The organism is Roseibium aggregatum IAM 12614 (assembly GCF_000168975.1).
GTDB lineage: Bacteria > Pseudomonadota > Alphaproteobacteria > Rhizobiales > Stappiaceae > Roseibium > Roseibium aggregatum.
Genome location: NZ_AAUW01000001.1, coordinates 71287 through 86121, shown reverse-complemented (window position 1 = coordinate 86121; position 14835 = coordinate 71287). Strand labels below are relative to the sequence as shown.

Annotated in this window: 15 protein-coding genes; 5 read left to right on the top strand and 10 right to left on the bottom strand. The window is 60.0% G+C overall.

Annotation, left to right across the window (positions count from 1 at the left end; all coding sequences use genetic code 11):
* Positions 1–21: 21 nt before the first annotated feature.
* From SIAM614_RS00385 to bla, 3 genes are all read right to left on the bottom strand, one after another.
* Positions 22–537, bottom strand: a complete 516-nt coding sequence (locus SIAM614_RS00385) for an Lcl C-terminal domain-containing protein (RefSeq protein ID WP_006931158.1) — start codon at positions 535–537, stop codon at positions 22–24.
* A 143-nt stretch (positions 538–680) separates the two neighbouring features.
* Complete coding sequence (locus SIAM614_RS00380; protein WP_157139607.1) at positions 681–1034, bottom strand: hypothetical protein; 354 nt, start codon at positions 1032–1034, stop codon at positions 681–683.
* Positions 1035–1125: 91 nt separating this feature from the next.
* Positions 1126–2022, bottom strand: coding sequence for a class A beta-lactamase (gene bla / locus SIAM614_RS00375; RefSeq protein ID WP_006931150.1), 897 nt, complete (start codon positions 2020–2022; stop codon positions 1126–1128).
* 164 nt (positions 2023–2186) lie between these two features.
* On the opposite strand from bla, the gene SIAM614_RS00370 reads away from it, so the two are divergent.
* On the top strand, positions 2187–3056 hold the full coding sequence (locus SIAM614_RS00370; protein WP_006931149.1) for a LysR family transcriptional regulator: 870 nt from the start codon (positions 2187–2189) through the stop codon (positions 3054–3056).
* A 19-nt stretch (positions 3057–3075) separates the two neighbouring features.
* Here SIAM614_RS00370 and mnmD read toward each other — a convergent pair whose 3' ends face one another.
* Positions 3076–3804, bottom strand: a complete 729-nt coding sequence (gene mnmD, locus SIAM614_RS00365; RefSeq protein WP_006931148.1) for a tRNA (5-methylaminomethyl-2-thiouridine)(34)-methyltransferase MnmD — start codon at positions 3802–3804, stop codon at positions 3076–3078.
* A gap of 104 nt (positions 3805–3908) precedes the next feature.
* Between mnmD and SIAM614_RS00360 the strand changes: the two genes are divergently transcribed.
* Both SIAM614_RS00360 and SIAM614_RS00350 read left to right on the top strand, forming a co-directional pair.
* Positions 3909–5069, top strand: coding sequence for an NAD(P)/FAD-dependent oxidoreductase (locus SIAM614_RS00360; protein ID WP_006931147.1), 1161 nt, complete (start codon positions 3909–3911; stop codon positions 5067–5069).
* Between the two features lie 570 nt (positions 5070–5639).
* Entirely contained in the window at positions 5640–6113 is a 474-nt protein-coding gene (locus tag SIAM614_RS00350) for a YbaK/EbsC family protein (protein ID WP_006931145.1), read from the top strand.
* A 66-nt stretch (positions 6114–6179) separates the two neighbouring features.
* On the opposite strand, the gene SIAM614_RS00345 is transcribed toward SIAM614_RS00350, so the two are convergent.
* The 4 genes from SIAM614_RS00345 to cysQ form a co-directional block, all read right to left on the bottom strand.
* The gene (locus SIAM614_RS00345) at positions 6180–7193 is read right to left on the bottom strand and encodes an NAD-dependent epimerase/dehydratase family protein (RefSeq protein ID WP_006931144.1); all 1014 of its coding nucleotides are present in this window, start codon (positions 7191–7193) and stop codon (positions 6180–6182) included.
* 237 nt (positions 7194–7430) lie between these two features.
* Positions 7431–9365, bottom strand: coding sequence for a sulfate adenylyltransferase subunit CysN (gene cysN, locus SIAM614_RS00340; protein ID WP_006931142.1), 1935 nt, complete (start codon positions 9363–9365; stop codon positions 7431–7433).
* Position 9366: 1 nt separating this feature from the next.
* Complete coding sequence (gene cysD, locus SIAM614_RS00335; RefSeq protein ID WP_006931141.1) at positions 9367–10296, bottom strand: sulfate adenylyltransferase subunit CysD; 930 nt, start codon at positions 10294–10296, stop codon at positions 9367–9369.
* Between the two features lie 80 nt (positions 10297–10376).
* Entirely contained in the window at positions 10377–11219 is an 843-nt protein-coding gene (cysQ, locus tag SIAM614_RS00330) for a 3'(2'),5'-bisphosphate nucleotidase CysQ (protein WP_006931140.1), read from the bottom strand.
* Positions 11220–11523: 304 nt separating this feature from the next.
* Between cysQ and SIAM614_RS00325 the strand changes: the two genes are divergently transcribed.
* Positions 11524–12033, top strand: coding sequence for a PilZ domain-containing protein (locus SIAM614_RS00325; RefSeq protein WP_006931139.1), 510 nt, complete (start codon positions 11524–11526; stop codon positions 12031–12033).
* Positions 12034–12179: 146 nt separating this feature from the next.
* Here SIAM614_RS00325 and SIAM614_RS00320 read toward each other — a convergent pair whose 3' ends face one another.
* Positions 12180–12776, bottom strand: a complete 597-nt coding sequence (locus tag SIAM614_RS00320; protein ID WP_006931138.1) for a glutathione S-transferase family protein — start codon at positions 12774–12776, stop codon at positions 12180–12182.
* A 72-nt stretch (positions 12777–12848) separates the two neighbouring features.
* Between SIAM614_RS00320 and SIAM614_RS00315 the strand changes: the two genes are divergently transcribed.
* Complete coding sequence (locus tag SIAM614_RS00315; RefSeq protein WP_006931137.1) at positions 12849–13568, top strand: helix-turn-helix transcriptional regulator; 720 nt, start codon at positions 12849–12851, stop codon at positions 13566–13568.
* Between the two features lie 387 nt (positions 13569–13955).
* Here the strand turns inward: SIAM614_RS00315 and SIAM614_RS00310 are convergent, their stop codons facing one another.
* A complete protein-coding gene (locus SIAM614_RS00310; RefSeq protein WP_006931136.1) occupies positions 13956–14810 on the bottom strand; it encodes an IS3 family transposase in 855 nt (284 codons plus the stop codon).
* Positions 14811–14835: the final 25 nt, after the last annotated feature.

The window sequence follows — 14835 nt, the reverse complement described above, 5'->3', positions numbered from 1 at the left end:
GCCGGGCCGTTTTTGGGCGTGTCAATTCGTCGTGGGACCGAGCAGATTGCCCTTCACAAGCAGTACCGACAAATGGTAGCCCTTGCTGTGCATGTCGAAATAGCCATTCGTCACCTCAAAGAAATAGAACATCCCGGGCATGGCTTCCGTTGAGCTCCAGAAGGTCGCGCCTTCGCCGAAGTCGGAGGCGGTTATATTGGGAAAGGCGTTGGTGTCGATCTTCGGGCCTTCACAGGTCTCGGCGTAAAGCGTTTCCAGTTCCGGCCCTTTGGGCACGCGCCAGCCGCCCCCTTCCCGCTCGGCGTAGGCGAGCGCCTCGTCCAAGGTGAAGCCGCGCGGGTCCCCCAAACACGTGTTCGTTAGCGTGTCCCACGTCATGCCGACCGCACATCTTTTCCAGGTCAGACCATGTGCCACGTCCGTTGCCTCATCCCCCTTGATTGCGAAACCGGAACCCGTGGCTTCTATGCAGGTGGCGTGGGCATTGATAGGCAGGAAAAGCAATAAAATGAGGGCCGGTATTGTGCTGAATTTCATGCGGATCTCTGTTCGTGACTTGATGTGATTGGAAGCCGGTAGGCAATAGGGAGGCTCGCGGCGCGTTCGTTCGCGATGTCGGCAATAGCCCTGTTGTGATCTTCATTCAGGTGCTGGGAGCATCCGGGCCAGACTTCACCGTCTCAATCCGATCCGCCGGCCGGACACCTGAACGGCGTAAAGGTGCTGCCCATGTTGGCACTGACGGTCAACATCGTCAGGATGTCGGCAAAGGCGAATTCGGCGGGTGTCTTCGGGCAAACAGCTTTGTCAGCGAAACAGCCGCCTTTGATGAAGGCATCGTGCTCCGCAACGAAACCGGCCCGCATTTGCGAACGGCTGACATTTTCGAACGCCACCCGGATGATCTCCTGGTAGTAGGCGCACCGTCTGGCGCGCTTTTGTTCGCGTGTCTCCTCTGCAAACGCCGGTGAGCACATGGTTGCGGCCGCGACAAAGCCAAGCAGCAGGGCAGACAAGGAACTGCGAGCGGACAAGATTGTCTCCGTCGGAAGAGTCTGGACATTTAAGCCCCCTAGAGAAGCGGGGTGCCCGGGCGGAGAAGGAAATCCGTCCGGGCAGGCGCATTCAGTCGCGCAGGCTTTCCGCAAGCGCGGCGCCGATGTCGGCAATCGCCTTGTTGCGGTCATCGAAGGAAGCGTCGGTCTGGGTGATATAGACCGCGATCACCACGGGCTGCCTGTCATCGGGCCAGATGACACCGATGTTGTTGCGAGAGCCATTGCCCCCTGCTCCGGTCTTGTCGGCCACCGGCCATTCTTCCGGCAATCCGGCGCGCAGGGTCGCCTTGCCAACCTGGTTGTCCAGCAGCCAGCCCGTCAATTGATCTCGGGCAGAGGGCGACAGGGCATCGCCCAGCACGAGTTTCTGCAAGGTGGCGACGGCGGCTGCCGGGGTGGTGGTGTCGCGGCTATCCCCCGCCTGCCCTTCATTCAGAGCCGGTTCCGTCCGGTCCAGCCGGGTGATGGTGTCGCCAATTCCGCGCAGGTAATCCGTCAGGCCCTGCGGTCCGCCGACTGCTTCGAGAACCAGATTGGCGGCAGCATTGTCACTGATCGTAATGGCCGCGTCGCACAGTTCCAGATAGGTCATGCCGCCGGACCCGACCTTTTTCTCGGTAACCGGCGAATAGGAGACAAGATCTTCCTTGCGGATCTTCACGCGGCGGTCTGGTTGAACCTCACCCTGCTCGCCCTTTTCCAGAAGCGCGGCACACAGAAAGGCCTTGAAGGTGCTGTTGAGCGGAAAACGCTCGTCTGCGCGGTGGGTAAATGTCTTGCCGGTTTCCGAGTCGAGGACAGCGACCCCGATCCGGGCCGACAGGCGGCTTTCCGCGTCCTGGACGGTTTTTTCAAGCGGTGCGGGATCGAACCCGGCAGCCAGTGCGGATCCGGATATGCTTGGAACCGTAGCGAAAAGGGCAAGCGAAAGCGTCAACGCGTTGCGGCGTTTCCAGAGTTTCATCTTCAACTCCAATGATGAATACAAACAGCCCGACCCGGTGTGGTGTGTTGCCCCCCGCACCATTCGTCTTCGGGACACCGCAACAGTGCCGCTGCCTCAGATATAACGCAAATGATGAATAATGGGGTTAGACATGAAGAAAACTTGGCCAAAACGGGATCCTGATGGACGTCTCCAAACTGCCGCTCAACGCCTTGAGAGCCTTTGAAGCCTCAGCCCGGCTGTGCAGCTTCACACGGGCGGGACTGGAATTGCGGGTGTCGCAAACCGCCGTCAGCCATCAGGTAAAGACCCTGGAGGATGTGTTGCAGGTATCGCTGTTCGAACGGCTGCCGCGCGGCGTTGCCCTGACGGACGAGGGTCTGGCCCTGTTGCCTGTGCTGACAGATGCCTTCCGGCGGATGAGCGAAGCGCTCAGCCGGTTCGAGGACGGCAATTACCGGGAGGTGCTGACTGTCGGCGCAGTTGCGACCTTCGCCACCGGCTGGCTGTTGCCGCGTCTTGCCGGCTTTGCCAAGGTCCATCCGCAGATCGACCTGCGGCTGAAGACCAACAACAACCGTGCGGACATTCTGGCGGACGGCCTCGACTGTTTCCTGCGCTTCGGCGACGGTGCCTGGCATGCCACCAATGCGGAAAAGCTGATGGACGCCCCGCTTTCTCCGATCTGCTCACCTGAAGCGGCACCCCGATTGTCCGAACCGGCAGACCTTGTGAACGAGCCCCTGCTGAGATCCTACAGGATGGATGAATGGGCCATGTGGTTTCAGGCCGCAAGCCTTCCGCCGCCGCGGGCGCGCGGCTGGATGTTCGATAGTTCGCTGGCCATGGTCGAAGCCGTCACGCAGGGGGCGGGTGTCGCCCTGGTGCCGACTTCAATGTTCAGCCGCCAGCTTTCGTCCGGCGCTATCGTGCAGCCTTTCAAGACCAGCGTTCTGACGGGAAGCTACTGGCTGACCTGGCTGAAGTCGCGCGAAGAAACAAGCGCCATGCGGAAGTTCCGCCAGTGGATGCTGGAGACGGCTGACGGCTGACGGACGTCTAACGCGGCCATCAGGGCTTTCGGCCCGTGACCATTTCACGTTTGCCGGCAAACCCTTCTGTCTTCTCAATTTCGAAGCCCGCCGCCTGAAGATTGCGGCGCACCCAGCCGGCAGCCGTGTAGGTGGCCAGCGTTCCCCCGGAGGCTGTCAGATCCGCGGCGGCTTTCAGAAGGTCGGCGTCCCACAGCTCCGGATTGCGCGCAGGGCTGAAACCGTCGAGGTACCAGGCATCGATGGGCGGTATCGTTGGCTCCGCGACTGTTGCCGCTCCGTCTGCCGTTCCGGAGCGCAGTTCACCGATCAGCTCGCGCGCATCGCCGATGCCGATCCGCAAGGTGGCATCGGCGATATTCAGGGTGTTCCAGCCCGGTTCCGGAGACCATGCCTTCAGCAGTTCATCTGCCAGCGGCTGCAGCTCCGGAAAGGCCGCAAGGGCGCGTGCCAGTTGCTCGCCGGTCATCGGGAACAGTTCAAACGTCACGAAGGTCAGCTCCGGCCGGTTGGGCCTTTCCTGCCACGCGGCAAGGGTGGTGAGAAAATTGAGCCCGGTTCCGAAACCGAACTCGGCAATGGTGAACCGCTCGCAACCGTCAAACCGCTCCGGCAGGCCATTGCCCCGCAAAAAGACATGGCGGGTTTCGGCGAGACCGCCCGCCTTGGAGAAATACGTGTCGTTGAAGCCTTCGGCCCGGGGCACATCGCCCTGCAGCCATTCCAGATCCGGTGCCTTGATGGACATGATCTTGAGCTTTCCTTCCGGGTGCCCCCATCAGCCTTTGCCATTTGCAACGCGTTCTCATAAGAGAGCCGGCAGGATCAATCAATCTCAAAGGACCCCGTCCCATGGCAGCGACCGACGCCGACCCTTTCGATGTTGCGATTGCCGGAGCCGGTATTTTCGGACTGGCAATTGCGCGGGCGGCCATCGAGGCCGGCTTGAAGGTGGTGGTTCTGGAGAAAAGCCATGTCGGCGCCGGGTCCAGCGGAGGCGTGCTGGGAGCCTTGATGCCGCATATGCCGGCACGCTGGAACCCCAAGAAGGAATTTCAGTTCCAGGCGCTGCTCTGTCTGGAAGAGCGTATTCGCAAGCTGGAAAACCAGACCGGCCTTTCCTGCGGCTATCACCGCTGCGGCCGCATTCTGCCGCTGACGACAACCGACAAGCTGGAGCACCATCTGGAACGCGCGGAAGAAAGCAAGCTGCGCTGGCGGCCACTGGAGACAGGTTTTTCCTATGTGGTCGAACCTGCCGGAAGCCGGTCAGACTGGCTTGATGCCGGTTCAGCGCCCTTCGGCATCGTTTATGAAACCCTTGCGGCCCGAATTTCCCCCCGGGCATACCTCGCCAGCCTTGCAAGCTTTGTCCGCCAGAATGGCAGTCTGCGGGAAGGTGTTGAAGTCACCGGTTATGACGATGCAACGCAAACCGTTCTGCTTGCCGACGGGCTGGCCCCCGTGAAGACACGGCAATTCGTCATTTCGGGGGGATTTGCGGCTTTCGACCTGATCGAGGCACTCACCGGCGAACGGATCGGGCGCGGAGAGAAAGGCCAGGCCCTGGTGCTGGAAGGCAAGGGACTGGAAGAGCGGCCTGCGATTTACTGCGACGGGCTTTATGTCGTCCCGCATGACGATGGCACTGTGGCCATCGGCAGTACATCCGACCGGGAGTTTGAAGACGCAAAGCCTTCCCCGGCCCGGTCAGCCGAGCTCTTGCAACGTGCCACCGCCTTTTGTCCGCAATTGAAGAGGCGGCGGGTACTTTCGGACTGGGCCGGCATCCGGCCGCGCAATCACAGGCGAGACCCGCTGGCAGGAAAGCTACCGGGTTTCGAGACCGCCTTTGCGGCAACCGGCGGCTTCAAGATTTCCTTCGGCATTGCCCATCTGATTGCGGATGCCCTGGTGGCGGAGATGACAGGCCGTGACCCTGCCGTTCCTTTGCCAGAGACATTCCGCCCGGCGCACCACTTCGGCAGCGGCAGGCTGGACGCCGATCGCTGAAGCAGCGCACGCGCGTTCGGTCCCGGCTGCGCGGAGCCGGCAAAACGGTCGCGACAATGAGATGTAAAACAGGCCGGGCTGGGCTGGACATGACCGCAAGCTTTTAGCGGCCAGGCTCTGTCAGGAGCAGCGCACGTCGGCAGGCTATATGGCGGCAACCACCGCATATAGACCATAAAGGCTCAGCAGAATCGTCCCCCAGAACAGGAGATTTTTGGCCACCAGAAATGGCAAATTCATTGACCCACCCCGACGAGCCGCATGGTCAGCCTGTTTCTTCCTCTTCATACCAGAGGACTCAACTTCATTAACGGCTGCAGCGGCTCTCGCCATTTCGGCAATCCTTGAACGACTAAAACAATGGCTGACGGCAACCTTTTATCCGTAGCCACACATCGTACCGTTTAAGTCGCAAATGGTTAAAACCCGTTTAAGATTACCATGAATGTTTTATTAATTTACAGCACAATGAAATTGTTGATATGCACAAATTGTGGTCCGGCCCAGCGCAGCCTTTGCGCATCCCTCCTTGCCGGTCCTGTTTGATCCGACATGAGGAAATACCGCAGCATGAGTCTTGAAAGCGTTCGCAACCACCTTGCCAGTGCCGCCCCTGAGCTTGAAGTCATCGTGACGGAAGACAGCAGCGCCACGGTCGACCTCGCCGCCAAGGCGCATGGGGTCGAGCCCGGCCAGATTGCCAAGACGCTGTCATTTCAGCTCAAGGACAGGATCTTTCTGGTGGTTGCCCGCGGCGATGCCCGCATGGACAACAAGAAAGCAAAAGCAACCTTTGGTGGCAAGGTGAAGATGCTGGGCCTCGACGAGGTGGAAACTCTCACGGGACACCCCGTCGGCGGCGTCTGCCCGTTTGGCCTCGCCCAGCCGCTGCCTGTCTACTGCGATATCTCGCTGAAGGAATATGATGTGGTCATTCCCGCCGCCGGCGCGACCAACGCCGCTGTCAGGATCACGCCGGAGCGCATGGCGGAAATCACCGGTGCGGAATGGGTCGATGTCTGTCAGGCGCCTCAGCCCGCCTGATTGCTGCCAGCGACGTCTTCTTCCAGTGCCTGACGGCCTCGGCGTTGTCGCCGGCCCAGCCTGACGTCAGGTCCGGTAATAGTCCCGGTACCATTCAACGAACCTGGCAACGCCGTCCTGCACGGTCGTCTTTGGCCGGTAACCTGTCAGGCTTTGCAGCAGATCCGCATTGGCCCAGGTGGCCGGCACGTCGCCGGCCTGGATCGGCATCAGATTGCGTTCGGCGGTTCTGCCGGTGGCCACTTCAATGGCTTCGATGAACTCGGTCAACTGGACGCAGGTGGAATTGCCGATGTTGACCACACGCCAGGGCGCGACCGGCGAAAGACTGTCGCCTTCCCGAACCCCTTCCCCCTCGGCCGGGCGAACGGGCACGGCATCCATCAGCAGCCGGATGCCTTCGACCAGATCTTCCACATAGGTGAAATCCCGTCTCATGTCGCCGTAGTTATAAACGTCGATCGGCTTGCCTTCGAGGATCGCCTTGGTGAACTTGAACAGAGCCATGTCCGGCCGGCCCCAGGGCCCGTAGACCGTGAAGAAGCGGAACATGGTCACAGGCAGGTCATAGAGATGGGCGTAGGAATGCGCCATCGATTCTGTTGCCTTCTTGGTCGCCGCATAGAACGACATCTGGTGGTCGGCCTTGTCGGTCTCCGTATAGGGCATTTCGGTGTTGGCGCCATAGGCGGACGATGTGGACGCCAGCAGCATGTGTTCCGGCGGAAAGGCTCTGGCCGCTTCAAGCAGTTCGAAGGTGCCGCAAATGTTGCTTTCCAGGTAGGAGCGCGGTGCCTCGATGGAGTAGCGGACGCCAGCCTGCGCTGCCAGATGAATGACAAAATCCGGCCGCTCCGTGCGGAACAGGGACATCAACAGGTCCGGTGCCTCGACCCGGTCGTTGATCGGCTTGAAATGCTCGTTCTGCATCAGCATCTGCTGACGGCGTTCCTTCAGACGGACATCGTAATAATCCGTCATGGCATCAAGGCCAATCACCCGAAAGCCATCCTTGAGAAGTCGTGTGCACAGGAAATAGCCGATAAACCCTGCGGATCCAGTCACCAGAACGGTTTTCATGATTTACCCAAAGCCTCTCGATCGAAAATTCATTTTGCAAGAACGTAACAGTCAGTCAGTCAAGGTATTAAAAGGCTTCGTGGAAACGGGCAATGGCGAAGTCTGCCGGACGCACCTTGCCGGAGGTCCGCAATCCGCCTCCGCAAACGAAAAGCCACCCGCGCTGTCGCAGCGCGAATGGCTCACTTTCTGGTCTGTGCGACATGTCTCCCTGCCGCGCTCCCATTCGCTCGCCCGTCAGATCCCTTCGCCGTCGGCGCTGAAGGTATTCAGGTAGCCGCGTTCGCGCAGGTACTCGATGATCTCTTCGGCAACCTCTTCCGGGTCGCGACCGACGTTGCGGATATGAAGTTCCGGGTTTTCCGGTGCTTCATAAGGGCTGTCGATGCCGGTGAAGTTCTTGATCTCGCCCCTGTCGGCCTTGGCATAAAGGCCTTTCGGGTCGCGCTTGCGGCACTCCTCGATGGGCGTATCGACAAAGACCTCGATGAACTCGCCGTCTTCCAGAAGATCGCGCGCCATCTGACGTTCCGAGCGGAACGGCGAGATGAACGACACCAGCGTGATCAGGCCCGCATCGGCAAAGAGCTTGGCGACTTCACCCACGCGGCGTATGTTTTCCACCCGGTCGGCATCGGTGAAGCCCAGGTCCTTGTTGAGCCCGTGACGCACGTTGTCGCCGTCGAGCGTGTAGGTGTGGCGCCCGTCAATGTGCAGCTTCTTTTCGACAATCGAGGCGATGGTCGATTTCCCGGAACCGGACAGACCGGTGAACCACAGGATCGCCGGCTTCTGGCCTAGCTTTTCGGAACGGGCCTTCTTGTCGACGTCCAGCGCCTGCCAGTGAATGTTGCTTGCCCGGCGCAGCGCGAACCAGACCATGCCCGCGCCAACCGTCGAATTGCTCATCCGGTCGATCAGGATAAAGGAACCGGTCGTGTGGTTGGCCTCATAGGGATCGAACGGCACGGCCGAGGACAGCGAGAAATTGCAGAACGCGATTTCGTTCAGCGTCAGCGTCTTGCCGGCCACATGCTCGAAGGTGTTGACGTTGATCTTGTGTTTGATCTCCGAGACCGTTGCCGTGACCGTGCGTGTGCCGATCTTCAGAAGATAGGACCGTCCCGGCAGCAGCGGCTCGTCGGACATCCAGATCACATGGGCTGCGAACTGGTCGGCGACATCCGGGCGATGGGCGGTCGAGGTCAGAAGATCGCCGCGGGAGATGTCGATTTCATCTTCCAGCGAGATGGTGACCGCCTCGCCGGCCCGGGCCGAGCTGACTTCGCCGCTTGCACCGATGATCGACTTCACCCTGGACTGTTTTGCAGGACCGGCAACCACAACCTCGTCGCCCACAGCCACCTGTCCGCTGGCAACCGTGCCGGAATAGCCGCGGAAATCGAGGTTGGGCCGATTGACCCACTGCACCGGAAAGCGGAACGGCGCTTCCAGAATGTGTTCGCCCACCTGGACGGTTTCCAGATGCTCCAGCAAAGTCGGACCGGAGTACCAGTCCATCTTGTCGCTGCGCCCGGTGACATTGTCGCCATAGCGTGCCGACATCGGGATGGCCTGAAGGGTTTCGAAGTCAAACCCGTTGGCGAAGACCTCAAATTCCTTGCGGATTTCCTCGAAGCGTTCCTGGGAATAGCCGACAAGGTCGATCTTGTTGATGGCCAAAACAACGTGGCGGATGCCCAGCAGAGACGCGATGAAGGCATGGCGGCGGGTCTGGACCATCAGGCCGTTACGCGCATCGACCAGCAGCACGGCGAGATCGGCCGTGGAAGCGCCGGTGGCCATGTTGCGGGTGTATTGTTCGTGGCCCGGGGTATCGGCAACGATGAACTTGCGCTTTTCGGTCGCGAAGAACCGGTAGGCGACATCGATGGTGATGCCCTGCTCGCGCTCTGCCTCAAGGCCATCGACCAGCAGCGCCAGGTCGATGTCCTCACCCACGGTGCCATGTTTTCTGGAATCGCGTTCCAGCGCGGCCAACTGATCTTCGAAGATCAGCTTGGTGTCATAGAGCAGACGGCCGATCAGGGTCGACTTGCCGTCATCGACGGAACCGCAGGTCAGGAAACGGAGCTGGTCCTTGCTTTCCTGCGCCAGGATATATTCGGTGACGGCTGTCTCTGCAGCTTCCTCAATGTTTTCGATCGACATCTTAGAAATATCCTTCCCGCTTCTTCTTCTCCATCGACGCGCTTTCATCCTTGTCGATGAGCCGGCCCTGGCGCTCGGATGTACGGGCAATCAGCATTTCGCGGACAATGGCGGGCAGCGTGTCGGCATCCGATTCAATGGCGCCGGTCAGCGGGTAGCAGCCGAGCGTGCGGAAGCGGACCATCTTTTCCTCGATCACTTCACCCGGCTGCAGCTTCATGCGGTCGTCATCGACCATGATCAGCATGCCGTCGCGGTTCACCACAGGCCGCCTGGCGGCAAAATAGAGCGGCACCATGGGGATGTCTTCCGTCAGGATGTACTGCCAGATATCCAGCTCGGTCCAGTTGGACAGCGGAAACGCGCGGATGCTCTCGCCCTTTGCCACGCGGGCATTGTAGAGGTTCCACAGTTCCGGCCGCTGGTTCTTCGGGTCCCAGCCGTGATTGGCATTGCGGAACGAGAAGACGCGCTCCTTGGCGCGGGACTTTTCCTCGTCCCGGCGCGCTCCGCCAAAGGCGGCATCGAAGCCGTATTTGTTGAGCGCCTGTTTCAGCGCTTCGGTCTTCATGATGTGGGTGTGAACCGACGAGCCGTGGGAAAACGGGCCGATATTCTTTTCCAGCCCTTCCGGGTTGGTATGGACAATCAGGTCCATGCCGAGACGCGCGGCGGTCTCGTCACGAAAGGTGATCATGTCCCGGAATTTCCAGGTCGTGTCCACATGCAGCAGCGGAAACGGTGGCTTGGACGGATAGAACGCCTTCATCGCCAGATGCAGCATGACGCCGGAATCCTTGCCGATGGAATAAAGCATTACCGGGTTGGAGAATTCCGCCGCGACCTCGCGGATGATGTGGATGCTTTCCGCTTCCAGCCGCTTCAGATTGCTGAGGCGCTCGGGTGTGATCCCGTGAGATTGCATGTTCATGTTCGCTTTTCCGTTTGGCCGGCGAACCGGCCGTATCAAAAATCGGACACGGGCCTGACGCCCGCGCAATTTGCCAATCGTCAGGCGGCCGGGGCTACGTCCCGCAGCAGGGTTCTGCACCCCGTCGCCAGAAAATAGGGATTTCTCAAATCGTCCTTGCGCGCGTTTTCCGGCACGCGGTAGACAAAATCTTCACCGGTCTCCGCCAGAACAACGGCTCCGCCTGCGGCGCGTACGATGGCATCGCCTGCGGCAATGTCCCATTGCATGGTGGGGGCCAGCCGCGGGTAGAAATCGGCCCGACCAGCAGCAACCCAGCACAGCTTCAGCGACGAGCCGACATTGACCTGCTCGGCGACACTCAGCCGTGAGATCAGGGCAGAAGTTTCTTCCGAAAGATGAGAGCGGCTGGCGAGCACGCTGATGCCGCCCACCGGCGGTGTGCGAACGGATATGGGCGCGACGTCGGTGATCCCGCCATCGTGGATCGTCCCTTTGAAGGCCTTCGTTTCAGCGCTTCCATTGCCCTCGATTTGTCCGCCCCAGTAAATCTCATCAAGAGCGGGAGCGGAGACCACACCGAAGACCGGCCGGCCGTTTTCGATGAGGGCGATGTTCACGGTGAACTCGCCGTTCTTCTTCAGGAATTCCTTGGTTCCGTCGAGCGGATCGACAAGAAAGTACCGCGCGCCCGCCGAAGGCAGCGTGCCGGCTTCGACGGCTTCTTCGGCCACCACCGGGATATCGGGAAACTTTTCCGCAAGGCCTGCGAGAATGATTTCTTCCGCCGCAGCGTCTGCCTTGGTCACCGGAGACCCGTCGACCTTGTTCTCGACCTCAAACGGTTCCGCGTAGATTTTGAGGATTTCCTCTCCGGCCCTCAGGGCCAGCCGGTTCAAGAAAAATATCTGGTCTTCAGTCATCGATGCCTCAATTTGCGCCGGGAAATATTGCCCCCCGCGCTGTTCGCTCGCGTGGCTCTCCCGTAAATAGAAAGGGACAGTGTATCAATTCAAGGAATGGTGTTCCACGTTTTCGCAAGAATAGAAAAAGCTCAGGTTTCTCTGACGGCGGCTTAGGCGCTTTTGTTCCTCCCCACAAGGCGCGAAACCCGGTCCGGGCAGGTCTGGCCTACGTGGATTCACCGATTGGCAAGGGCTTTGAGCCTATACTAACCACGATTGGGGTTTAATGTGCCCTTGGACACCAAGAGAATGCGAGAGATCCATGCCGGACGCCGCCAAACCCTTCGCGCCCCAGATGGCGGATGAGAGCGCCAGCGAACACATGCCACGCGAGCGGCGGGCACGCGTCTTCAAGAAAGGCAAGATGATCTTTCAAAACGGGCTGCGGTCGATCCCCTGTATCGTCCGCAACATTTCCGATGGCGGTGCCCTGCTGGAGTTCGAGCAGGCCTACATGCTGCCGAAAGAGTTCGACCTGCACATCGATCTGGAAGATTATGAAGTCACTTGCGAACGGCGATGGGAAGAAGGCCTGCGCTGCGGCGTGCAGTTCATCGGCGAGAAACGCCCGGTCGCCGCGCAGCGTGCGCAAGTGCTGCGAAGCTCCGAAGAAGCCCTGAGAAACAACGAGCCTGACCATCGCCGCGACAGTCCGGACAACTTTTTCCAGCGCCGCCACATGGATGAACCGCATGCCGACGAGCGCGCCTCCGTGCGCCGCAACCGGCCCGATGCAGGCGCCGGCAAACCGACCTTCGGCAAGAGACGCTGACACGCCCCTAGCGGCGGAAGACCTGGCTCACGAGCGATCACGATAACCAGCGGGCAGCCCACCGCTTTCATGGTCACAGCGCAAACAGATATGGCCCACCGGGCAATACCCGGCAGGCCACAGCGTCAGCAGAGCTTCAAAACCTCTCAGGCCGCCTTGCGCTCACGCTCCAGCGTCCGCACGGTGGCAGGGCGTTCGCTGCACCGCTTCACCCAGTCACGGATCGCCTCGTTGTCCGGCAACATGTCCGGCAGCCACAGGAACGGACCACTGCACAACAGGTCGACTGCGGAATAGGCTTCGCCCAGCAGGTAAGGCTGCTTTTCCAGCGTTTCCGCCAGCCGCGCGACCATCGTGTCGAAATCGCGCAGGCTTGCTTCCACGGCCGGATGCGTAAACTGGGCGAATTTCAGGATGATGATCGGCTCCATCACGCCCTGATAGTAGAACAGCCAGGACAGATACTCCCCGCGGCCCGGCTGGCCTTTGATCGGCCCAAGCCCGGCTTCGGGAAACTTGTCGGTGAGATAAAGCATGATCGCGCCGCGCTCGCGGATCCCCTCGGCACCATCCACCAGGTAGGGCACCTTCTTTTCCGGATGCGGGTTGGATGCATCCGGCCCGCCTGAGCCATCCTGCCGGCGAACCGTCACTTCCTTCACCTCGACGTCGGCGCCCAGCTCTTCGATCAGGGTTACGATCGCCGAAGACCGGCTGTTGGGGGAATGGTAAAGCGTCATCATGGGAAAGCTCCTTTTCTTTGCGATGCCAGAGGTATAGCTTCCCCCTGCTGACAATTTACGGCAGGAGCAAAAATGGCCCGCATGGACAGGCTGATGCGTCTGATGGATACCCTCAGGCGCCTTCCCCAACCGGTCACCGCCGCACGTCTTTCAGAAGAGACCGGCGTTTCCCTGCGCCAGCTCTACCGCGACATCGCGACCTTGCGTGCGGGTGGCGCGCTGATCGACGGGGCCGCCGGCGTCGGCTACACCTTGACGGAAGATCCCGTGCTGCCGCCGCAGAGTTTCTCCCGGCTGGAAATCGAGGCATTGATGCTGGCGCAAAGCGGGCTGGACCAGATCGGCGACGAGACACTGAAAAAGGCCGGCCGAAACGCCATGGCCCGCATCATCGCCACCCTGCCCGACCGGCAGGCCCGCCAGGCCATGCACACGGTGATGCGCAGCTGGCGGCAGCCGGACAAGCGCCCGCCGGTGACGGTGGATCTCGACCTGTTGCGCGAGGCCTGCTGGGAAGAGTTCAGCCTGATCATCACCTATCGCGACCTGCAGGAACGGACGACAACCCGGGAAATCTGGCCGATGGGCCTGTCCTACAGCGAAACCTCTCTGCTGCTGCTCGCCCATTGCCGCCTGCGGCAAGATTACCGCCATTTTCACGTCAGCCGGATCGCCTCCCTGGCGCGCGGCACCGAAAGCTTCCGCCCCAACCGGGTGGGCCTGCTCCGCGACTACATCAAGCAACGGGGATATGACCGGAACAGGTCACCTCAGCGCGGTGAAGTTGGGTAAAGTGCGAATTGGAAACGGGCTAACCTCAAAACGGGGAAATTTCAGGGGAGCACGTCAGAGTTTTCCGCGCTAGGATCTCGGCTGGGAGAAGGAGCGGAAGCGATGAAGGCATCGAAGTTTTCGGGGATCAGAGCAGATGCAGCAAAACTCCAACCTCCGGCGATCCAAACTTCGGGCTCAGTGCATCATTTCACTCGACTTTGAATGAAGGCGCGCCGAAATACGGGATCAAAGTGATCGTCTGTGCTTTTTAAAGGCTTCTCGCGTTGCGGTTTGCACCCGAGGGAAATACTGGTTCAAGTCTCTCAGAAACATCAGCGTGGAGTGAAGTGGTCCTGGTTTTCCGGACAGGTCAGCGGCTTGTTTAAGGTGTATCCAGGTTGGTTTTCATGCCGCCAATTTCAGGTTTCTGTCAGCCCAATATACCTCCCTCGGGGTTTTGTGCTCAAGGGCTGAATGAGGCCGTTCGGTGTTGTAAAATTTCATCCAGTTACGAATGACACCGTGCGCCTTGAAGCCGTCGGTCAGGTCTTCGAGATAAACCGCTTCCTGCTTCAAGGATCGCCACAGCCGTTCGATGAAGATGTTGTCCATGCACCGGCCACGCCCGTCCATCGAGATGCGTATGCCAGCTTCGGTCAGCGTGGTGATCCAGGCCGATCCAGTGAACTGAGATCCCTGATCGGTATTCATGATCTCCGGCGGTCCGAACCGGGCGATAGCCTCGTTCAAGGCTTCGACGCAGAAGTCGGCGTGCATCGTATTCGACAGCCACCAGCTCAGAACTTTCCGTGTCGCCCAATCCATAATCGCAACCAGATACAGAAAACCGTGCTTCACGGGGATGAACGTGATGTCCGAACACCAGACCTGGTTCGGCCGGCCGATCGTCATGCCCCGCAGCAGATAGGGATAAACCTTGTGCTGCGGATGCGGTTGGCTGGTTCTCGGCCGTTTGTAGATCGCTTCCAGTCCCATCTTCGCCATCAGACGGCGAACCCGATGGCGGCCGACCACGATACCGTCGCGGCGCAGATAGGCAGCAATCTGTCGGCTTCCAAAAAACGGATATTTGGTGAAGGCCCGGTCGATGGCCTTCATCAATTCCAGCGTTGCCCCGCTGACCCCGACTGGCATGTAGTAGAACGCCGCACGGCTCAACTTCACCAATTTGCATTGCTGACTGATGCTCAGATCCGGATGGTCCCGGCGGATCATCGCCTTCTTCTTTGCCGGGCTCACTTCTTGAGCCCTTGCGCTAAAAAGA